We start from the raw sequence: 21,165 nt of genomic DNA, 5'->3' as shown, positions 1-21,165 counted from the left end.
CACACCAATCCGGCGGCTCGGCCTTGCTGCGGCGGGCGGGCCGGTCATCAGAACTATAATGGGGCCAGCCGGAATGCCGGCGCGCGCCGGGTCCGGCGGCCTGTCATGTGCATGAATAACGGCTGGCCGGCGCCGCCTTTCTCAACAGTCTGGTGACCATGAAGATCATTCGCAGCAGGAGCTTTACCGCGGAGCGTGCCTGGGGCGCGCTCGATATCGCCAACATGGGTGGCATCACGACGCGCCTGCATTGGACAGACCAGCCGTACAAATGGCACGTCAACGACGGCGAGGAAGTGTTCGCGGTACTCGATGGCCGCGTCGAGATGCGCTATCGGCAAGACGGCGTCGAGCAGTCGGCCGTTCTGGAAACGGGCGACGTGTTCTACGCCTCGGCGGGCACCGAACACGTGGCTCATCCGATCGGCGCGGCGCGCATACTGGTGGTCGAGGCGGCGGGCAGCGTGTGAACGCCGGCATTGGCGCGTCCTGATGCCATACCGGCGTCGGCGCGGCCGCGTATCGGCGGGATAATGGATAGTGGATTGACCACTGCGGTGTGCTCGGCGTGAGCGGCACGGCAAATGCTTGGGCAGCGATTGAATCCGATTGATTGAATAAAGCATCGAGGAAAATCACATGACAAGACAAGGGCAATGGATGGCGAGCCGGTTCCTGATGGCGGTCGCGCTTGGCGTGATCATGAGCGGCTGTACGACCATGCCGTGGGAAAGCACGCCGTTCTACAGCAGTACACCGTCCCGCCCGACCACACTCGGCACGGTTCCGGTTCCCGCCGGGTTCTATCGCGTCAATCCGGGCGATACGCTCGGCGGCATTGCGTCGGCATATGGCCGCAAAATCCAGGAAGTCGCGGGGTGGAACGGTCTGCCGGCCAACGCAACCGTCAGTCCGGGGCAAGTGCTGCGCGTGTCCCCACCGATGGCCTCTGGCAGCGTGGTGACGCCGCCGGTCAGCGTCACGCCGTCCCCGCCCACCGCCTCCGCAGGTCCGCAGCAGGGCGTGCTGCAATGGCCGCTGCGCGGGCCGGTACTGAGGACGTTCGCACCGGGCAGGTCGAACGGCATCGTGATCGGCGGGCGACCCGGCGACCCGGTCAAGGCCGCCGCCACGGGACGCGTGGTCTACGCCGGCACCGGGATCGAGTCGTATGGGCCGCTCATCATCATCAAACACGACGACTCGCTGATCACCGCCTATGGGCAGAACAGCACGCTGCTCGTCAAGGAGGGCGACGCGGTCGCGCAAGGGCAGACGATCGGCGAAGTCGGGGCGGATAGCCACGGCGTCGCGTCGATCCAGTTCGAGGTCCGCCAGAACGGCCAGCCGGTCGATCCGCTCGCGTGGTTGCCGAGGTCGGGCGGCTGAGGCGTCCCTGAAGCGTCCCTGAAGCGTCCCTCAAGCGCCGTGTGAGCGCCAATGCAGCGCGGCGTCAATTGTGAATATACTGTGTGGCTCAACCCGCCGGCGCTTCGGCCGCCCATTGCTTCAAGCGATGCGGTGCGCCGGGCGGCCGTAGCCGGCTAATCGCCAGGCTACCTGCCAAACTGTCAGCCCGGCTATCAACCCTCGACGCACAGAGACACACAATGATCGATTTGCGCAGCGATACCGTCACCCGTCCGACCGCGGCCATGCTCGCGGCCATGTCTGCCGCCGAAGTCGGCGACGATGTCTGGGGCGACGACCCCACCGTGATCCGCTTGCAGGCCACGGTCGCGCAACGCACCGGCAAGGAAGCGGGGCTGTTTTTCCCGAGCGGCACGCAAAGCAACCTTGCTGCCTTGATGGCGCACTGCGCGCGCGGCGACGAATATATCGTCGGTCAACTGGCGCACACCTATAAGTACGAAGGCGGCGGCGCGGCGCTGCTCGGCAGCATCCAGCCACAGCCGCTCGAAAACGCCGCGGACGGTTCGATCCCGCTGGAAAAGGTCGCCGCGGCGATCAAGCCGATCGACAATCACTTCGCGCGCACGCGGTTGCTGGCGCTGGAAAACACCATCGGCGGCAAGGTGCTGCCGGCCGCTTATGTCGCCGAGGCCACGCAGCTTGCGCGGCAGCGCGGTTTGTCCCTGCACCTCGACGGCGCGCGCGTCTACAACGCGGCGGTCGCGTCGGGCAAACCGGTCGCGGCGCTGTGCGAGCCGTTCGATTCCGTGTCGATCTGTTTTTCGAAGGGCCTCGGCGCGCCGGTGGGCTCGGTGCTGGTCGGCAGCCAGGCGCTGATCGACGTGGCGCATCGCTGGCGCAAGGTGCTGGGCGGCGGCATGCGCCAGGCCGGCGTGCTGGCGGCGGCGTGTCTGTACGCGCTGGACCACAACGTCGAGCGTCTCGCCGACGATCACGACAACGCCGAGCATCTGGCAGCGGGGCTGGGCGCGATCGAGCAGGTCAAGGTGCAGTCGGTGGCGACCAATATGGTGTTCGCGCAGTTTCCGCAGCAGCATTGCGCGCCGCTCGAAGCGTGGCTCAAGGAACGCGGCATTCTCACGCAGATGCTGTATGCGTCGCGCTTTGTGACGCATAAGGATGTGTCGCGCGAGGATATCGATACATTCGTCGCCGCGGTGAAGGGGTATTTCGCGGCGCAGTAAGTAGTTGGTGCGAGTTGGCGTGGGTTGGGCCCACGCGTCGCACGCAATCAATCAGGGCGCGTCAACAGGCAAAGCGGCCGTACCGTCACTCCGGTACGGCCGCTTTTCTATTTCATCGACGCTTTCACTGGCTGCCCCGACCGGTGCGACGGCGCCAGCAACCGCAGTCCGCTTGCCAGGCTCGCTGCACCCGCGAAGAAGGCGCCGGCGCCCAGCGCGAGCGTCGGCCCGTGCCGGCCGGCAATGCTGAAGCTCAAGGCGACCAGCGCCGCGCCCGTGGCCTGGCCGATCAGCCGTGCGGTCGCGACGATGCCGCTCGCACCGCCGCTGCGTTCGGGCGGCGCGCTCGCCATCAACGCCTTCAGATTGGGCGACTGGAAGAAGCCGAAGCCCGCGCCGCATATCGCCATGCGAATGCCGATGTCGAGCACGTGAGGGTGCACTGGCAGGAGCGCCAGCGACGCCATCCCCGCCGACAGCACTGCCAGTCCGATCGCGCCCAGCAAGCCAGGCGGGTAACGGTCGGACAGACTGCCGGCCAGCGGTGCAGCGAGCGCGACCACGACTGGCCAGGGTGTCATCAGAAAGCCGGTCTCGACCTGGCTGCGCTGGAGCACGTCTTCGAAGTAGAAGGGCAGCGAGACGAACGCCAGCCCCTGCGCGGCGAACGAGCACACGGCAGTGACCGCCGACAAGGCGAACACCGGCCGCCTGAACAGATCGACCGGCAGCATCGGCGCCGGGTGGCCCGCTTCGCGGCGTATCAGCAACAGGCCAAAGACCAGCGCAAGCGCCGCCGCGCTCAGCACCAGTTGCGTCGGCGCGCGCTGGGCCGCTTCGCCCAGCGTGAAGATCAGGGCGGCGAAGGTGATGACGTTGAGCAGCGCCGCGACTCGATCGAAGTTGTGCCTGCCGCGCTCCGTGTGCGGCAACGCCGGCCATGCAAAGCTCAACGCCAGCAGGCCGAGCGGCACGTTGACCGCGAACAGCCACGGCCACGAGGCCACGGACAGAATCAGCGACGCCACCGTCGGCCCGACCGCGAACGATACGCCGACGATCAGCGCATTGGTGCCGAGGCCGCGGCCGAGCCGGTGCGGCGGATACAGATAGCGGATCAGCGCGGTATTGACACTCATGATCGCGCTCGCGCCGAGGCCCTGGACGACGCGCGCGGCGGCCAGCAGCGGCAGGGTCGGCGCCATTGAGCACGCCAGCGACGCCAGCGTGAACAGCGCGATGCCGCTGATATAGATGCGCCGGTGCCCGACGATATCGCCGAGCGCGGCGAGCGGCAGCAGGGTCGCGACCATCGCGAGCTGATAGGCGTTGATAATCCACACCGACGCCGCGGGCGCCGCATGCAAGTCGGCGGCAATGGCGGGCAGGGCGGTGTTGGCGATGGCGGTGTCGAGCGTGGCGAGCGCGACGGCGAGCATGATCGCCGCCATCGCGCGGCGGTTGGCTGCGGACATCGGGCCGTCCGCGGGGAACGGCGGGGCGGCGCTGGATTGGTCGGACAAGGCGTGGCTCGTCGAGGTGGGCACGCCGATGCGCCGGACCGGTCGAGGAGCACGGCGCGCGGACGGCAGGGTTGCAAGGAACGCGACGCGCATGACCTGAACCTGCTGGTCGGGATTGATGCGCGGCGAGTTAAGCGATTGTTGCAGAGACGTGGAAATCGTGCTGGGAAACGGGCAGAAGGGATGCGCCTTGGCCGTCTATAATGCAACTAACGGTCAGGCCCGCACGGCCACTTTGAATTCGCGCGCGCGCTCGCCGGCGCGTGCACTTCCGGTACACCCGCCTGGCAGACGAGGCGCGCCGATTTGACCACGCGCTGAAGCGGTCGACGCGGTCATCCGCGCGTCATGCGGCAAAAAAATAATGGCAGGGCATTCCCGTTGCTGCGTTCCCGGCCGTTCGCCACTCGTTACCTGTTTTGCGACGGCCGATGCACATGAGCTGTGCCGCTCACACACGACCTGCACCTCGCCCGTGCAAAACAGACGGTGCGGCGCGGTTTGGCGCCGGGCATGGCATGTGCGTGAGCTTACCGCTCGTGCTTGCCGATGTCCGCCGACGCCGGGTAGTCTTAAAATGTCCTACTCTGTTTGTTCACTCACCTGACCGGGACGTGCCTCCCGCCCGTCACCTGTGCGGTTCGCGCAGCCCGCGTCGCTTTTCCCCGGAGGCTTCGATGACAACCGTCGATCTGGAATTCGACCAGCTCAACAGTACCGTCGACGCGCTACGGCGCTCTATTTCCAATCGCATGATGTACGGCGTCGGCAAGGACGCCGTCACCGCGCATCCGCATGACTGGCTGCATGCCGCCGCGCTGGCCGTGCGCGACCGGCTGGTCGCGCGCTGGATGAAGACCACGCGCCTGCAATACGAACAGGACGTGAAGCGCGTCTACTACCTGTCCATGGAATTCCTGATCGGCCGGACTTTCACGAACGCGTTGCTCGCGCTCGGCATTCACGACCAGATGAAGGAGGCGCTCGCGAGCCTGGGCGTCGACATGGACATGCTGGCCGAAATCGAACCGGACGCCGCGCTCGGCAACGGCGGCCTGGGCCGGCTGGCGGCGTGCTTTCTCGACTCGATGGCGACGCTTGGCATTCCGGGGTTCGGCTACGGGATCCGTTACGAGTACGGCATGTTCCGCCAGCAGATCGTCAACGGCGAACAGGTCGAAGCGCCGGACTACTGGCTGCGCGCGGGCAATCCATGGGAATTTCCACGGCCCGAGATCAAGTACATGGTGCACTTTGGCGGGCGCACGGTACAGCGAGGCGAGCATGTCGAATGGATCGACACGGAGCATGTGAACGCCACCGCCTACGACACTGTCATTCCGGGCTACGCGACGGACGCCACCAACACGCTGCGCCTGTGGTCGGCACGCGCGACCGACGAGCTCGATCTCGGCGCGTTCAATCGCGGCGACTATCGCAACGCGGTCGACACGAAGAACATGTCGGAGAATGTGTCGCGCCTGCTGTATCCGGACGACTCGACGCCGGCCGGCCGCGAACTGCGCTTGCGGCAGGAATACTTTTTCGTCTCGGCGACCATGCAGGATCTGATTCGCCGCTATCAGCGCACGCACAGCACGTTCGGGCGCTTCTCCGAAAAAGTGGCGGTGCATCTGAACGATACGCACCCGGTGCTGGCGATTCCCGAGCTGATGCGCTTGCTGGTGGACGTCCATCATCTACAGTGGGACAAGGCGTGGAGCCATGTCACGCAGATCTTTTCGTACACGAACCACACGTTGATGCCCGAAGCGCTCGAAACCTGGGACGTCGAAATGTTGGCGCGCCTGCTGCCGCGGCATCTCGAGATCATCTTCGAGATCAATGCGGAGTTTCTCAAGCACGTCAGCGCGCAATCGAACCACGACGGCGAGATGATCCGCCGCATCTCGCTCGTCGACGAATACGGCCAGCGGCGCGTGCGCATGGCGTATCTGGCAATCGTGGCGAGCCACAAGGTGAACGGCGTGTCGAAGCTGCATTCGCAACTGATGACACGCAATATCTTCGCCGACTTCGCGCGCCTCTATCCGGACCGCTTCACCAATGTGACCAACGGCATCACGCCGCGCCGCTGGCTCGCGCAGGCGAGCCCGTCGCTGTCGTCGCTGATCGATCAGCAGATTGGCAGGCATTGGCGCAGCAACCTGTTCGAGCTGGAGCAACTGCGCAATCTGCGCAACGACAGCGGGTTTATCGAGGCCTTCCGTGAAGCGAAGCGGCAGAACAAATTGCGGCTCGTGGAGCGGCTCGCGCATCACACGAAACAGCAGTTCGATCCGGACGCGCTTTTCGATTTGCAGGTCAAACGGATTCACGAATACAAGCGGCAACTGCTCAACGTGCTGCACGTGATCGTGCGCTACAACCAGATTCGCGCGAACCCCGAGCGCGACTGGGTGCCGCGCGTGGTGATGTTCGCCGGCAAGGCCGCGTCCGCGTACCGGATGGCGAAGACGATCATCAAGCTGATCGGCGACGTCGGTCATAAGGTCAATCACGATCCGCTGATCGGCGACCGGCTGAAGGTGGTGTTCGTGCCTAACTACGGCGTGAGCGTGGCCGAGCTGATCATCCCGGCGGCCGATCTGTCGGAGCAGATTTCGACGGCCGGCACGGAAGCATCGGGCACCGGCAACATGAAGCTCGCCCTCAACGGCGCGTTGACGATCGGCACGATGGACGGCGCCAACATCGAGATCTGCGACGCGGTGGGCCGCGAGAACATCTTCATCTTCGGCCACACCGCCGACGAAGTGGACAGCCTGCGCGCCGCCGGCTACCGGCCGCGGCAGATTTACGAAGAGAACCCGGAACTGCGCATGGCGCTCGACCAGATCCGCTCAGGCTACTTTTCACCGCACGATCAGCGGCGCTTTGCGGATATTTTCCACACGCTGGTCGATTGGGGCGATCACTACATGGTGCTGGCCGATTTCGCCGCGTTTGCGAAGGCACAGAACGACGTGGATGCCCGCTATGTCGACAAGCGCGCGTGGGCTGAAAGTGCGATCGAGAATGTGGCCGGCATGGGGCAGTTTTCGTCGGACCGCACGATTGGCGAGTATGCGCGCAATATCTGGCATGTGAATCCGCTCAATCTCGGCTAGCGGGCGGTTTGGCGGGCGATTACTGCGCGAGCTGCTCGACCTCGGTGGCGGCGCGCAGGCCCAGCTGGCCACGCGGAAAATCGAACAGCACGTCGATGTTCTGCATGCCCATCAGACCGATCACGATACGGTCCGCGCCCGGTTTGGCCTTGACGATCGTGACCTGGGCGCCTTCGTAGCGATGCACCCATTTGCCCGAGCCGAGCGCCGCGTTGTAGTTGCCCTGATTGAGCACCTTGCCGACCTCGTCGTCGCCGGTCCAGTTCGGCGCCTTGTCCATTTCGACGCGGATCATGTCCGTGCTCGCCGTGGCGAACATCAGCGGCGCGCAAAAGGTCATCTTGTCGCCTACGTTGACGCAGCCTCTCGGCCATTGCACCGTGCCGTCCTGCAGGACAGTCATCGGCACCATCGTGTAGTCCTTCGTGAGCGTGCCCGAAGGGCTCAGCACCAGGTAAGGCTTCGCGAAATTCGAGTGCACCAGATAGCGCTGGCCGATGTTGCCGGGCAGGGCGCGCAGCGGTTGCGTGCAACAACTGTCGTCCGGTTGCGCCGCGCCGATGCCGAACAGGCCCGAGAACGCCCAGCCGAATTCGGCGGTGTAGCCGTCCATGCCCACACAGCGCCGGAAGTTGACCTGGCAGCTCACTGAATCGACCGCTTGCGCGTCGATCTGCGCCGGCTTCGTGCCGGCGATGCTCATGGGCAATTTAACGGCCGCGCCGGAGACTTGTGCGCCGTTCGCGAGCGGCAGCGACGTCGCAGGACCGGCGCTTGGATAGCTGCCTGGCAGAACCGACTTCAGTACGCGCACGCCTTGCGTGCCCGTGTCCAGCCCGAGATACACCGGTTTGCCGTCCAGTTGAACGGGCAGGCCGAGGCGGGCGTGGTCGCCGTCGGCGCGTTCCACGTGCAGCGGAATCAACAGGCCGTCGTTGCCGCCGTTAATCAGCGAGGCGGTGGGCGCCGGCGGGGTGGGCGTGGGGAAGGAGACGGCGCAACCGCTCAGCGCGAAGAGCGCGCCGGCGGCGACGAACGCGACAGCCCCGAAGCGCCGGCCATGGAAACGCAACTGCCGGCGCGCGGCATCGAGAGACGACAGGAACATAGATCACGCTTTGCAAAAGAGCGAGTCCCTGACGAAGGCGGTGCGATGTGAGTGGCGAGGCGGACCGCGCGGGCGGCAATCTCACTGGACTGCCGCTGCATGAGCGGTGAAACCGGGGCACCTGGGGGCCTGCGCGAGGGAAAACGCGGTAACGGAGCGGCGACTCTACATGGCCGCTCGCGTGCGTCTGCAAAGATGTGTCAAGGTCCCGGTGCGCTGGGCAAACCCGTGCCGTCGACGCTCCGCGTCAATAGTCGCGCGCACGCCGGATCACGGTTTCCTGCGCGCGGCCGAGCGTGGCGTGATCGAGGGAGGCGATCAGCAGGCCGATGACATTGTCGAGCGTGCGCGAAGTGACTTCGACGCGAAAGGTCACGCGTTCGTGCTGTTGGTCGACGGTGACTACATAGAGCCGCAGATCGTTGCCGAACGCGGCGTGCAACGCGCGCCGTCCGTTTGCCGACGAGGTGCCGGGCACGGTGACGTCGATCATGACAAGAGGAACGACGATATGCGTGCGGCGGGCAGGACGTGGCGCGCGCGAGGAGCGCGGGGCGGCGAGTTCGGACGTTGCGACAGGGGTAAGCATAGCGTTGCGCCGATGCGGCGAGGCGGCGCGCGTTGTTGATACCCGTCCACTCTAACGACGCCCGCCTTAAGGATGCGCTAAAGCTGCTGCGCGGCGAATCAAAATTGTGTTAACACGCGTGGGCGTTCCGAGATGCCATGGGCGGCGCGCGGCGTGGTGCCAGGCCGGCACCGGCGGTGGTCTCAGTCTTTCGCCGTCACCACTGCTGCCTTTGCCTCATTCACGGCCGCGCCGACACGCTCGACGAAATCGCGGTCGGTGCTCATGAGCGCTTCGCGTTCACCGTTGGCCGTCTGCACCATCAGACGATGGGTGACGTCCTGGGTCGCCCACGTGATCCAGCCGACCACGACCAGCATCGTGCCGCACACCATGCCCGCCGGCGAGTGCAATACGGCGCCGACAATTGCGCCGATAACACCGAGCACCGAAATCGTGACTGGCAAGACTTTGTTCTTCTGCACGGTGACGACCTGCACGCCCGCGATATCGCGCAGCGGGAACACCTGGCCAGCTGACGAGAGTGCGTTGCGCGTGACGGACACGCCGCGATCATTGAAAGGAGTTTCCATCGAATCGGATGCTAGCGGTGGCAAAGAGCGCAGCGTACTTCAATTTCCTAACGTTATGGAATTTTTGATGCGCTGTGAGGCTTGCTACACAAGGAGTGCGGTCTGTCTGACTAAAAACAGGAGTTAAGGATCTTTTGGACTTGGATTTGGCGTCGGTATCGAGCGCTCACTGACAACGGCTTTCATAGCATGCCAGCGGCTCACAATTTTAGCTTCCGAATGGAAGCTGGCTTGCAAGCGTATCGACGGCGTCTGCGCCAACGCGATAGGGCAGGTCGTACGTCTCGCGGCTCGCTTCGCGCAGCGCGTCGATCATCAGAGCCGCGGCGGGGGAGAGAAGTTTCTCCGCCGGGGTGATGATCCCAAAGTCGTCCATTTGACAGTCCATCGGCAGAGGCAGGATCTCCACCATGCCGTGTGCCGCGTAATAACGCGCAACATCTTCGGCGAGCACGGCGATCATGTCGCTCTTCTCGAGCGCCCGCGTAATGAAGAGCAGCGCCGCCGCGTCCACGACGTTCGAGGGCGGAGCAAGGCTTGCGCGCTGGAACATGAGCTCGAAGCGATGCCGCAGCACGCTGCCGGCCGGCGGCACGACCCACGCGCCGCGTTGGACATCGGACAGCGCAACTGGCTCCCCCGTCAGCAGCGGGTGGCCTCGCCGAACCACTGCGCAGACGGGCTCGCCGGCCAACGGTTCGTAGGACAACTGGCGCTTGTCGTGCTCCGCCGACAGGCGCCCGATCACGACGTCGAGCTTGTCTTGCGCCAGTCGCTCCAGCAGCAGGTTACTGGTGTCGATTTCGACCGAGACACGCATGTTCGCATGTATGCGCTTGACTGCCGCGACAGCCGCCGGCAGCACTCGCACGCCCGGCGAGGTGATAGCACCCACCGCAACGTGCCCCAGGCGCCCGGCCTTCAACGCGGCCAGTTCTTCCTGTGCCTGGTCGAGACTATCGAGCACGACGCGTGCATGGCGGATCAACGCATCGCCATAGAGAGTTGGCCGCACGCCGCGCGGCATGCGCTCAAATAGGACCGCGCCGAGCATCTCCTCCAACTCGCGCAACAGTTTCGAGGCGGCAGGCTGGGTCATGTTCAAGGCCGTTGCCGCCCGGTGGATGTTGCCTTCTTCGGCCAGCGCAGCCACAAGGAGCAATTGGCGAGTTTTCAGGCGGGTACGGACGTACCAGGGGTTCGAATCCAGCATGATTTACGTGTTTACACTGATATCTAAACTGATATGGCAAGCAGCCAACATTTCATTAGTAGGTTATCAGTTTGGTCCTTAAACTGCACGCAAATCTAGCCCTCCCAAAGACGGACAATGTCGGCAACCAAACCCAAACTGCGCTCCCACCAATGGTTCGGCACCATGGACAAGAACGGCTTCATGTACCGAAGCTGGATGAAGAATCAGGGCATTCCGGATCACGAATTCGACGGCCGGCCGATCATCGGCATCTGCAACACCTGGTCGGAACTCACGCCCTGCAATGCGCATTTCCGCAAGCTCGCGGAGCACGTGAAGCGTGGCATTTACGAGGCGGGCGGCTTCCCGGTGGAGTTTCCGGTGTTCTCGAGCGGCGAATCGAACCTGCGTCCTTCGGCGATGCTCACACGCAATCTCGCCTCGATGGATGTGGAAGAGGCAATTCGCGGCAATCCCATTGACGCCGTCGTGCTGCTGTGCGGCTGCGACAAGACCACGCCCGCGCTGCTGATGGGCGCGGCGAGCTGCGACGTGCCCGCCATCGTGCTGAGCGGTGGCCCGATGCTCAACGGCAAGCTCGAAGGGAAGGACATCGGCTCGGGCACTGCGGTGTGGAAGCTTCACGAGTCGCTCAAGGCGGGCGAGATCGACCTGCATCATTTCCTCTCAGCCGAAGCGGGCATGTCGCGCTCGGCGGGCACCTGCAATACCATGGGCACGGCCTCGACGATGGCGGGCATGGCCGAAGCGCTCGGCGTCTCGCTGCCGCACAACGCTGCGATTCCCGCCGTCGATGCGCGCCGCTACGTGCTCGCGCATTTGTCCGGCATGCGCATCGTGCAGATGGCGCTTGAGGACCTCACGCTCTCCAAGGTGCTGACGCGCGAAGCGTTCGAGAACGCGATTCGCACCAATGCCGCGATCGGCGGCTCGACCAATGCCGTGATCCACCTGAAGGCGATTGCGGGGCGCATGGGCGTGCCGCTCGAGCTCGAGGATTGGATGCGTATCGGCCGTAATACGCCGACCATCGTCGACCTGCAGCCCTCGGGCCGCTTCCTGATGGAAGAGTTCTATTACGCGGGCGGTCTGCCGGCGGTGCTGCGGCGTCTGGGCGAAGCGAACCTGCTGCCGCATCCCAATGCGCTCACGGTCAACGGCAAGTCGATCTGGGACAACGTGTGCGAAGCGCCGAACCACAACGACGAGGTGATCAGACCGCTGGGCAAGCCGTTGATCGAAGACGGCGGCATCTGTATCCTGCGCGGCAATCTTGCGCCGCGCGGCGCGGTGCTGAAACCGTCGGCGGCGACACCCGAACTGCTCAAACATCGTGGCCGCGCCGTGGTGTTCGAGAACTTCGATCACTACAAGGCGACCATCGGCGACGAATCGCTCGATGTCGACAAGGACTCGATCCTCGTGATGAAGAATTGCGGCCCACGCGGCTATCCGGGCATGGCCGAAGTCGGCAACATGGGCCTGCCGCCCAAGCTGCTGCGTCAGGGCGTGAAGGACATGGTGCGCATCTCGGACGCGCGCATGAGCGGCACGGCCTACGGCACGGTGGTGCTGCACGTCGCGCCGGAAGCGGCGGCGGGCGGCCCGCTTGCGGCGGTGCGCAACGGCGACTGGATCGAGCTCGATTGCGAGGCGGGCCGGTTGCATCTTGACATCAGCGACGAAGAACTGCTGCGGCGCCTCTCCGACGTCGATCCGATGGCCGCGCCGGGCGTGGCGGAGCAGCAGGGCAAGGGCGGCTATGCGCGTCTTTATGTCGATCACGTGCTGCAGGCCGACGAAGGTTGCGACCTCGATTTCCTCGTAGGCAAGCGCGGCGCCGCCGTGCCGCGCCACTCGCACTGATTGGGAGCTCGAAGCATGACGATTCAGCTGACGGGCGAACTGCTGATAGCGGGCGAGGCGAGGCGCGGCGCGGGCGCACCGTTCCAGGCGCTCGACGCCGCGACGAGCGAGCCCATCGCACAGCCGGTTTTCCATAGCGCCTTGAGTGCCGATGTCGATGCGGCGTGTGAACTCGCGGATGAAGCGTTCGACCTCTATCGCGCGCTGCCCACCGAAAAGCGCGCGCAATTCCTCGACGATTGCGCGGCGCGCATCGAAGCGTTGGGCGATTCACTGATCGACCGCGCGATGGCCGAAAGCGGGCTGCCGCGTGCGCGCCTCGAAGGCGAGCGCGCACGCACTGCGAATCAGCTGCGCATGTTCGCGGCGCTCGTGCGCAGCGGCGACGCGCTCGACGCGCGCATTGAGCCCGCGCTGCCCGAACGCCAGCCGCCGCGTACCGATTTGCGCTTCTGGCGCATCGGTGTCGGCCCCGTCGCGGTGTTCGGCGCGAGCAATTTTCCGCTGGCGTTTTCGGTGGCGGGCGGCGATACGGCCTCGGCGCTGGCGGCGGGCTGTCCCGTCGTCGTGAAGGCGCATCCGGCGCATCCGGGCACATCTGAACTCGTTGGACGCGCAATCCAGGAGGCCGTTGCGGCGGCAGGGTTGCCCGCGGGCGTCTTTGCACTTCTGTTCGACGCGGGCCACGAAGTCGGCGGCGCGCTGGTGCAGCATCCGGCGATCCGCGCGGTGGGCTTCACCGGTTCGCGTGCGGGCGGCCTCGCGCTGGTGAAGCTCGCGGCGGCGCGTGCCGAACCGATTCCGGTCTACGCCGAAATGAGCAGCGTGAATCCGAACCTGCTGTTGCCGGGCGCGCTCGCCGCGCGCGGCGAAACGTTGGCGCGCGAGTTCGTCGCGTCCGCGACGCTCGGCTGCGGGCAGTTCTGCACTAATCCGGGCTTGATGCTTGGCCTCGCGGGTGACGGGTTCGACGCCTTCGCCGCCAACGCCGCGCGCGAATTCAGCGCCGCGCCCGCTGGCGTAATGCTCTCGGCAGGCATCCTGCGCGCATACGAGCACGGCATCGAGCGTCTCATACAGCATCCGAAAGTAATGACGCTTGCGCGCGGCGCGCCAGCGCCGGGACGCGCCCAAGCGGCGTTCCTGCGCGTGAGCGCAAGCGATCTGCTCGCCGATCCTACACTCGGCGAAGAAGTGTTCGGTCCGAGCAGCATGCTCGTGGAATGCGCGGACGCGGTCGAGTTGCGCGCCGTACTGCGCAAAATCGAAGGCCAACTGACGATCACGCTGCACATGGAGGCCGTCGACGCCGAACTCGCGCACACGCTCCTGCCGCTCATCGAGCGCAAGGCGGGCCGCGTGCTTGCGAACGGCTTTCCGACCGGTGTCGAAGTGTGCGACGCAATGGTCCACGGCGGCCCATTTCCAGCGACCTCGGATAGCCGCAGCACATCGGTTGGCACGGCCGCGATCGAGCGCTTCCTGCGCCCCGTGTGCTACCAGAATCTCGCCGATGGCCTGTTGCCCGACGCGCTGCGCGACGCCAATCCGCTGAACATGCGGCGCCGCTTTGCAGGCAAGCCGGAAACGCCGCGCGCGCCGTAACGCGGGGCTAGGCCCGGCGCCGCGCGCCGAAGGCGGATCCACACGCGAATCGTGAAGGCGCGACTTTCGACGAACGCTATTTTTTGCAGGATTGGAGTGATGACAACGAGTCTTACGCCCCGTTATCAGGGCATCTTCCCCGTAGTGCCGACCACCTTCGCCGAGACCGGCGAACTGGACCTTGAAAGCCAGAAGCGCGCCGTCGATTTTATGATTGACGCGGGCTCGGACGGCCTGTGCATTCTCGCTAACTTCTCCGAGCAGTTCTCGCTCTCCGACGAAGAGCGCGAAATCATCACGCGCACGGTGCTCGAACACGTGGCGGGCCGCGTGCCAGTGATCGTCACGACCACGCATTACGGCACCAACGTATGCGCGGCGCGCAGCAAACGTGCGCAGGAGCAAGGCGCGTCAATGGTCATGATCATGCCGCCGTATCACGGCGCGACTTTCCGGGTGCCCGAGTCGCAGATTTATGAGTTCTACGCGCGTGTGTCCGACGCGCTCGACATTCCGATCATGATTCAGGACGCACCCGCGAGCGGCACGGTGTTGTCGGCCGCGTTCCTCGCGCGCATGGCCTGCGAAATAGAGCAGGTTTCGTACTTCAAGATCGAAACACCGGGCGCGGCGAACAAGCTGCGCGAGCTGATCCGCCAGGGCGGCGACGCTGTGGAAGGCCCGTGGGACGGCGAAGAAGGCATCACGCTATTGGCCGATCTGAATGCTGGCGCCACCGGCTCCATGACGGGAGGCGGATTTCCGGACGGCATTCGCCCGATCATCGAAGCGCATCGCGAAGGTCGTATCGACGACGCGTTCGCGCTCTATCAGAAGTGGCTGCCGCTCATCAATCACGAGAACCGCCAGGCTGGCCTGCTCGCCTGCAAGTCGTTGATGAAGGAAGGTGGCGTGATCGCCTGCGACCTGCCGCGTCACCCGCTGCCGCCAATGCATCCGGCGACGCGCGCCGAACTGATCGCGATCGCGAGGCGTCTCGATGCGCTCGTGCTGAGGTGGGCGCAATGAGCCGCAGCTGCCTTTCGCGAATCGCTCTAGTTCAGCGAATATTGGGTGGAGAAACAGCATGAGTTCGACTTTTACACTGGCCGTGGCCGGCATCGGCAAGATCGCCCGCGACCAGCATCTGCCTGCTATCGCGGCAAACCCGGGCTTCGCGCTGGTCGCGTGCGCGAGCCGCAGTGCGCAGGTCGAGCAGGTGCGCAACTATGCTGACATCGATGCGCTGCTCGCCGCCGAGCCTGACGTGGACGCCGTCTCGCTGTGCACCCCACCGCAGGTGCGCTACGCGCAGGCCCGCGCGGCGCTCGAGGCGGGCAAGCATGTGATGCTCGAAAAACCCCCCGGGGCGAGCGTGAGCGAGGTCGAGGCCCTGCGCGCGCTGGCGCGCGCCAAGGGACGCACGCTCTTTGCCACCTGGCACTCGCGCTATGCAAGTGCCGTGGAGCCGGCGCGCGCCTGGCTTCAGGGACGCACAATCCACTCCGTGCACGTGCGCTGGAAAGAGGACGTGCGCCGCTGGCATCCGGGCCAGCAATGGATCTGGGAGCCGGGCGGCCTTGGCGTGTTCGATCCGGGCATCAACGCGCTGTCCATCGTTACGCACATCCTGCCGCGTGAAATCGTGTTGTGCGGCGCGCAACTGCTCGTGCCGCGCGATGCGTCGACGCCGATCGCGGCCGAACTCGACTGCATCGACACAGACGGTGTACCCTTGCGCGCCGAGTTCGACTGGCGCCACGGTCCTGTCGAACAATGGGAGATCGACGTCGAAACCGCCGACGGGTTGCTCTCGATCTCGGAAGGCGGAAAACGTCTTTCGATTGCGGGCGAACCGGTTGCGCTCGGCGGCGAGCGCGAATATGGGGCGCTCTACGAACACTTTCACGGACTGATAGCGCACGGCGCTCACGATGTAGACGTGCGCCCGCTGCGGCTCGTCGCCGATGCGTTCCTGCTCGGACGGCATGTCGAAGTCGAAGCCTTCGGCCGCTAAACCTTATCGTCTGCAATTCATTCGCCAGAAATCACCGCAATACCCACGCACGGTTGACCACAACCACACATCTCGGAGACAGAGTATGACCAGCAAGATCCGCCGGCTGACCCTTCGCGCCACCCTCGCAGCGATGTGCATCGCACCGCTCGGCATGAACCTCGCGGCGCGCGCCGATGCGCCGCTCAAGATCGGGTTTCTCGTGAAGATGCCGGAACAGGCATGGTTCATCAACGAACAGAAAGCCGCGACCGCACTGGGCCAGAAGGACGGCTTCTCGGTGGTGAACATCGGCACGCCGGACGGTGAAAAGGTGCTGGCCGCGATCGACAACCTCGGCGCGCAAGGTGCGCAGGGCTTCGTGATCTGCGCACCCGACGTGCGTCTCGGACCCGCGATTCAGGCGCGCGCGAAGCGCTACAACATGAAGTTCGTCACCGTCGACGATCAACTGGTCGACTCCACCGGCAAGCCGCTCGCGAACGTGCCGCATCTGGGCATGTCCGCGCTCAAGATCGGCAATCAGGTCGGCACCGCGATCTCCGAAGAGATGAAGCGTCGCGGCTGGAAGCCGGAAGAAGTCGGCGCGCTGCGTATCACGAACTATGAACTGCCGACCGCGAAACTGCGCACCGTTGGCGCGACGCAATCGCTGCTGGCCGGCGGCTTCAAGAAGGACAACATTTTCGACGCGCCGCAGAAAACGACCGACGACGAAGGCGGCTTCAACGCGTCGTCGCCCGTGCTCGCGCAGCATCCGAACATCAAGAAGTGGGTGATCTTCGCGCTCAACGAGGAAAGCGTGCTGGGCGGCGTGCGCGCCACCGAACAGCTGCATATTCCGGCGGCGGACGTGATCGGCGTCGGCATCAACGGCGCGGGCGAAGCGTTTGCCGAATTCCAGAAGAAGGAGCCGACCGGCTTCTACGGCACGATCGCGGTGAGCTCGACGATGCACGGCAAGGAGAGCACGGAGAACCTCGTCGAATGGATCAAGGGCGGCAAGCAGCCGCCCGCCGACACGCAGACCACAGGCAAGCTGATGGTGCGCAGCAACTGGCAGGACGTGCGCAAGGAACTTGGTATCTAAGCACGTCTGTATGAGCTGACAACGTTTGGCGCGGACCATGACCGTTACCCGCTACCGGTTTCTCAGGCGAGGTATTCGCGGCATGGACCGCGCGCGCGTCCATCTGTAAAAGGCATTTGATGACGGTTTCAGAATACAACCAGGCCCATACACCCTTCGCGCCGGCGTCCGCCGATACCCGGGAGTGTCTGCAGCTCGACGGCATTACCGTACGCTTTCCGGGCGTGTTGGCGCTCGATCAGGTGTCACTCAATGTGCGGCGCGGCGAAGTACACGGGTTGATGGGCGAGAACGGCGCCGGCAAATCGACATTGCTCAAAGTGCTTTCCGGAGTGAACCAGCCGGTGGCGGGCACATTGTCGCTCGATGGCGTCGAGCAGCAGTTCATCACCACCAAGGCGGCCATCGCGGCTGGCGTCGCGATCATCTATCAGGAACTGCATCTGGTGCCGGAACTGACGGTCGCGGAAAACCTGATGCTCGGCGCACTGCCGAATCGTTTCGGCGTGTTGGACGAAAAAACGCTGGTTGCGCGCGCCATTCGCGAACTCGAACGACTCGGCGAGAAGATCGATCCGTCGCAACAGGTCAAGCAACTGTCCATTGGTCAGCGGCAGATGATCGAAATCGGCAAGGCCTTGATGCGCGATGCGCGTGTGATTGCGTTCGACGAGCCGACCAGTTCGCTGTCGGCGCGCGAGACTACGCAACTGTTTCGCATCATTCGCGCATTGAAGGCAGAGGGTCGCGCGATCATTTACGTCACGCATCGGATGGACGAAGTCTACGAACTGTGCGATCGCGTGACGGTGTTTCGCGATGGCCGCCACATCGATACGTTCGAAGCGGGCGAAGGACTCGATCGCGACCGCCTGATCAGTAGCATGGTGGGCCGTTCGATTGCGGACGTGTACGGCTATCGTCCACGTGCAACTGGCGACGTGCAGCTCGAGGTAAGGGAATTGATGGGACCGGGTCTGAGAGAACCCGCGTCGTTCTCCGCACGCGCCGGCGAGATTGTCGGCTTCTTCGGACTCGTGGGCGCGGGCCGCTCCGAGTTGATGAAGCTGATCTACGGCGCGGTGAGGCCCACTGGCGGCGAGATCGCGCTCAAAGGCAAGCGGGTGCAATTTGCCACGCCGCGCGATGCGGTGCGCGCGGGCGTCGCCTTATGTCCTGAGGACCGCAAGCAGGAAGGCATCGTGTCGATCGCCTCCGTGTCCGACAACCTGAATATCAGCTGCCGACGCCACTTCAGCCGCTTCAGCGTGCTCAACAGCCGTAAGGAGGCGCAGATCGCGAAGGACTTCATCGCGAAGCTCGCCATCAAGACGCGCAACGGCGAGACCCCTATCGGCACGCTTTCCGGTGGTAATCAGCAGAAGGTGATTCTGTCACGCTGGCTCGCGGAAGAGATCGACGTATTCCTGATGGACGAGCCCACGCGCGGTATCGACGTCGGCGCGCGCAGCGAGATTTACGGCCTGCTGTATGGACTCGCTGAAGCGGGCCGAACGGTGATCGTCGTGTCGAGCGATCTGGCTGAAGTGATCGGCGTGGCGGATCGCGTGATGGTGATGAAAGAAGGCCGCATTGTCGGCGATCTGCCGAAGTCGCAGGCCGCGCCCGACACATTGATCAAGCTCGCCCTGCCACGCTAATAAGCTCGCATTTCGCACCGCGCAACTGAGTGGGAAGTTGGTTTTGTAAAAGGCTTCAAGGAAATAGACAACATGCAAACGCAATCAAGCTCCTCCGATCCGGGCAGCTCGCCGGCCGTCTCCAACGGTATCAGCGCACGCGCCGCGCGCACCTGGGACCTGATCAACAAGTCCGGGATCGTGATGGTCTTCATCATCCTGTTCGCCGTTCTGTCGTTCACGGTGCCGGACTTCATCAGCTCGCGCAATATCCAGGGGCTGCTGCTGTCGGTCACGCTGATCGGCTCCATCTCCGTCACGATGATGTTCGTGCTGGCGCTCGGCGAAGTGGATCTGTCGGTCGCGTCGATCGTCGCTTTTGCGGGCGTAGTCGCCTCCACACTGATCACCGCGACGCATAGCGTCCTGCTCGGCGTTGCCGCCGGCGTGCTGGCGGGCGGTGCGGTCGGGCTCGTGAACGGCGTGCTGGTCGCGCGCTACAAGATCAATTCGCTGATCGTCACGCTGGCAATGATGGAAGTCGTGCGCGGTCTCGCCTTCATCACGTCGAACGGCGACGCGGTGATGATCTCGGAAGAGCGTTTCTTCGACCTCGGCGGCGGCTCGTTCCTCGGTATCTCGTATCCGATCTGGAGCAACATCGTCGGCTTCGTGCTGTTCGGTTTTCTGCTGAAAAAGACCGTGTTCGGCAAGAACGTGCTGGCCGTCGGCGGCAACAGCGAAGCGGCTCTGCTCGCGGGCCTGCCGGTCACGCGGATCAAGATCACCGTGTTCGTGCTGCAGGGGCTCGTCACCGGTTTTGCCGGCGTCATGCTCGCCTCGCGCATGAGCCTCGGCGATCCGAAAACCTCGGTCGGCCTTGAACTCGGTGTGATTTCCGCGTGCGTGCTCGGCGGCGTCTCGCTGACGGGTGGCGTTGCAACGATTTCCGGCGTGCTGGTCGGCGTGCTGATCATGGGCTCCGTGCAAGACGCAATGAGCCTGCTGAATGTGCCGACGTTCTACCAGTATCTGATTCGCGGCGGCATCCTGCTGCTGGCGGTCCTGTTCGATCAGTTCCGTCGGAGCAAGCGAGCAGTCTGAATAGTTTCACGCTTACGCGTGAGCGTTATCACGCGTGATACGGCGCTACAAATAAACCAACCAGATCGGAGAGACAACATGAGACTTATCGGGAAGCTCGCAATCGGCACGCTGATCGGCACGACGCTAACGCTGGCAGCAGGTGTCGACGCATCAGCGCAGGAAAAACAGATCACGCTCGGTTTTTCGCAAGTCGGTGCAGAGAGCGCATGGCGCACGGCCGATACCGTGTCGGTGAAGACCGCCGCGAAAGATGCGGGCATCAACCTTAAGTTCTCAGATGCACAGCAGAAGCAGGAAAACCAGATCAAGGCGATCCGCTCGTTCATCGCGCAGAAGGTCAACGTGATCGCGTTTTCGCCGGTCGTCGAGTCTGGCTGGGAGCCGGTGCTGGCCGAGGCGAAGGCTGCGCACATTCCCGTCATTCTGACCGACCGCGCGGTCGACGTGAAGGACACTTCGCTCTACGTAACGGTGATCGGATCCGACTTCGTCGAGGAAGGACGGCGCGCTGGCCGCTGGCTCGAAGAACGCTACAAGAACGATGCGGGACCCGTCAATATCGTGGAGCTGCAGGGCACCGTCGGCTCTGCGCCGGCCAACGACCGTCACGCGGGCCTGATCGAGGTGATCAAGAGCGATCCGAAGTTCAAGATCATCGCGTCGCAAAGCGGCGATTTCACGCTTGCAGGCGGCAAGCAGGTGATGGAAGCGTTCGCAAAGACTTACGGCAAGCAGATCAATGTCGTCTACTCGCACAACGACGACATGACGCTCGGCGCGATCCAGGCAATGGAGGAAGCGGGCATCAAGCCCGGCAAGGACGTGAGCGTCGTCTCCTTTGATGCGACGAAGGGTGGTTTTCAGGCAATGGTCGCGGGCAAGATCAATGTCGACGTCGAATGCAGCCCGCTGCTCGGGCCGCAATTGATGGCTGCGGTGAAGGACGTCGTCGCGGGCAAGCAGGTGCCGAAGCGCATCGTGACAAACGAGACCGTCTTTCCGATGAACGTTGCCGCGCAGATCCTGCCGACCCGCAAGTATTGACACAGGTCGTAAGCGGTACTACGTGCTCCACGGCCCGGC

The 21,165-nt window shown here is 64.3% G+C and carries 17 protein-coding genes; 12 read left to right on the top strand and 5 right to left on the bottom strand.

Annotation, left to right across the window (positions count from 1 at the left end; all coding sequences use genetic code 11):
• The first annotated feature begins 158 nt into the window (after positions 1 to 158).
• From A6V37_RS27505 to ltaE, 3 genes are all read left to right on the top strand, one after another.
• Entirely contained in the window at positions 159 to 470 is a 312-nt protein-coding gene (locus A6V37_RS27505; RefSeq protein ID WP_064271578.1) for a cupin domain-containing protein, read from the top strand.
• Between the two features lie 169 nt (positions 471 to 639).
• On the top strand, positions 640 to 1,389 hold the full coding sequence (locus A6V37_RS27500; RefSeq protein ID WP_064271577.1) for a peptidoglycan DD-metalloendopeptidase family protein: 750 nt from the start codon (positions 640 to 642) through the stop codon (positions 1,387 to 1,389).
• A gap of 221 nt (positions 1,390 to 1,610) precedes the next feature.
• The gene (gene ltaE, locus A6V37_RS27495) at positions 1,611 to 2,618 is read left to right on the top strand and encodes a low-specificity L-threonine aldolase (protein WP_064286494.1); all 1,008 of its coding nucleotides are present in this window, start codon (positions 1,611 to 1,613) and stop codon (positions 2,616 to 2,618) included.
• Positions 2,619 to 2,725: 107 nt separating this feature from the next.
• On the opposite strand, the gene A6V37_RS27490 is transcribed toward ltaE, so the two are convergent.
• Positions 2,726 to 4,093 carry an MFS transporter gene (locus tag A6V37_RS27490; protein ID WP_208607898.1) on the bottom strand — a complete coding sequence of 456 codons (1,368 nt, stop codon included), beginning with the start codon at positions 4,091 to 4,093 and terminating at the stop codon, positions 2,726 to 2,728.
• 725 nt (positions 4,094 to 4,818) lie between these two features.
• Here A6V37_RS27490 and A6V37_RS27485 point away from each other — a divergent pair.
• Positions 4,819 to 7,272, top strand: a complete 2,454-nt coding sequence (locus tag A6V37_RS27485; RefSeq protein WP_064271575.1) for a glycogen/starch/alpha-glucan phosphorylase — start codon at positions 4,819 to 4,821, stop codon at positions 7,270 to 7,272.
• Positions 7,273 to 7,291: 19 nt separating this feature from the next.
• Here the strand turns inward: A6V37_RS27485 and A6V37_RS27480 are convergent, their stop codons facing one another.
• The 4 genes from A6V37_RS27480 to A6V37_RS27465 all read right to left on the bottom strand — a co-directional run bounded on the left by A6V37_RS27480 (position 7,292) and on the right by A6V37_RS27465 (position 10,754).
• Positions 7,292 to 8,380, bottom strand: coding sequence for a hypothetical protein (locus A6V37_RS27480; protein ID WP_064286493.1), 1,089 nt, complete (start codon positions 8,378 to 8,380; stop codon positions 7,292 to 7,294).
• Positions 8,381 to 8,627: 247 nt separating this feature from the next.
• Complete coding sequence (locus A6V37_RS27475) at positions 8,628 to 8,969, bottom strand: hypothetical protein (protein ID WP_064271573.1); 342 nt, start codon at positions 8,967 to 8,969, stop codon at positions 8,628 to 8,630.
• A gap of 182 nt (positions 8,970 to 9,151) precedes the next feature.
• Positions 9,152 to 9,541 carry a DUF6232 family protein gene (locus A6V37_RS27470; RefSeq protein ID WP_064271572.1) on the bottom strand — a complete coding sequence of 130 codons (390 nt, stop codon included), beginning with the start codon at positions 9,539 to 9,541 and terminating at the stop codon, positions 9,152 to 9,154.
• A gap of 208 nt (positions 9,542 to 9,749) precedes the next feature.
• Positions 9,750 to 10,754, bottom strand: coding sequence for a LysR family transcriptional regulator (locus tag A6V37_RS27465; RefSeq protein WP_082904876.1), 1,005 nt, complete (start codon positions 10,752 to 10,754; stop codon positions 9,750 to 9,752).
• A gap of 117 nt (positions 10,755 to 10,871) precedes the next feature.
• Here A6V37_RS27465 and A6V37_RS27460 point away from each other — a divergent pair, with 117 nt between their 5' ends.
• The 8 genes from A6V37_RS27460 to A6V37_RS27425 all read left to right on the top strand — a co-directional run bounded on the left by A6V37_RS27460 (position 10,872) and on the right by A6V37_RS27425 (position 21,126).
• Positions 10,872 to 12,623 carry an IlvD/Edd family dehydratase gene (locus A6V37_RS27460; RefSeq protein ID WP_064286492.1) on the top strand — a complete coding sequence of 584 codons (1,752 nt, stop codon included), beginning with the start codon at positions 10,872 to 10,874 and terminating at the stop codon, positions 12,621 to 12,623.
• A 21-nt stretch (positions 12,624 to 12,644) separates the two neighbouring features.
• Positions 12,645 to 14,228: an aldehyde dehydrogenase (NADP(+)) gene (locus tag A6V37_RS27455; RefSeq protein ID WP_082904878.1), complete on the top strand. Its 1,584-nt coding sequence runs from the start codon at positions 12,645 to 12,647 to the stop codon at positions 14,226 to 14,228.
• Positions 14,229 to 14,327: 99 nt separating this feature from the next.
• Positions 14,328 to 15,257, top strand: coding sequence for a dihydrodipicolinate synthase family protein (locus A6V37_RS27450; RefSeq protein ID WP_064271569.1), 930 nt, complete (start codon positions 14,328 to 14,330; stop codon positions 15,255 to 15,257).
• Between the two features lie 58 nt (positions 15,258 to 15,315).
• Positions 15,316 to 16,245 (top strand): Gfo/Idh/MocA family protein, encoded by a 930-nt coding sequence (locus tag A6V37_RS27445; RefSeq protein WP_064271568.1) that lies wholly within the window; start codon positions 15,316 to 15,318, stop codon positions 16,243 to 16,245.
• 85 nt (positions 16,246 to 16,330) lie between these two features.
• Complete coding sequence (locus A6V37_RS27440) at positions 16,331 to 17,335, top strand: arabinose ABC transporter substrate-binding protein (RefSeq protein ID WP_064286490.1); 1,005 nt, start codon at positions 16,331 to 16,333, stop codon at positions 17,333 to 17,335.
• 119 nt (positions 17,336 to 17,454) lie between these two features.
• Positions 17,455 to 18,996 carry an L-arabinose ABC transporter ATP-binding protein AraG gene (gene araG, locus A6V37_RS27435; protein ID WP_064271566.1) on the top strand — a complete coding sequence of 514 codons (1,542 nt, stop codon included), beginning with the start codon at positions 17,455 to 17,457 and terminating at the stop codon, positions 18,994 to 18,996.
• Positions 18,997 to 19,068: 72 nt separating this feature from the next.
• Positions 19,069 to 20,079 carry an L-arabinose ABC transporter permease AraH gene (gene araH / locus A6V37_RS27430; RefSeq protein WP_064271565.1) on the top strand — a complete coding sequence of 337 codons (1,011 nt, stop codon included), beginning with the start codon at positions 19,069 to 19,071 and terminating at the stop codon, positions 20,077 to 20,079.
• Positions 20,080 to 20,157: 78 nt separating this feature from the next.
• On the top strand, positions 20,158 to 21,126 hold the full coding sequence (locus tag A6V37_RS27425; RefSeq protein ID WP_064271564.1) for an ABC transporter substrate-binding protein: 969 nt from the start codon (positions 20,158 to 20,160) through the stop codon (positions 21,124 to 21,126).
• Positions 21,127 to 21,165 lie beyond the last annotated feature (39 nt).

The organism is Paraburkholderia ginsengiterrae, assembly GCF_001645125.1.
Taxonomy (GTDB): domain Bacteria; phylum Pseudomonadota; class Gammaproteobacteria; order Burkholderiales; family Burkholderiaceae; genus Paraburkholderia; species Paraburkholderia ginsengiterrae.
The sequence above is the reverse complement of the archived record's forward strand: the minus strand, read 5'-3'. Positions and strand labels throughout refer to the sequence as shown.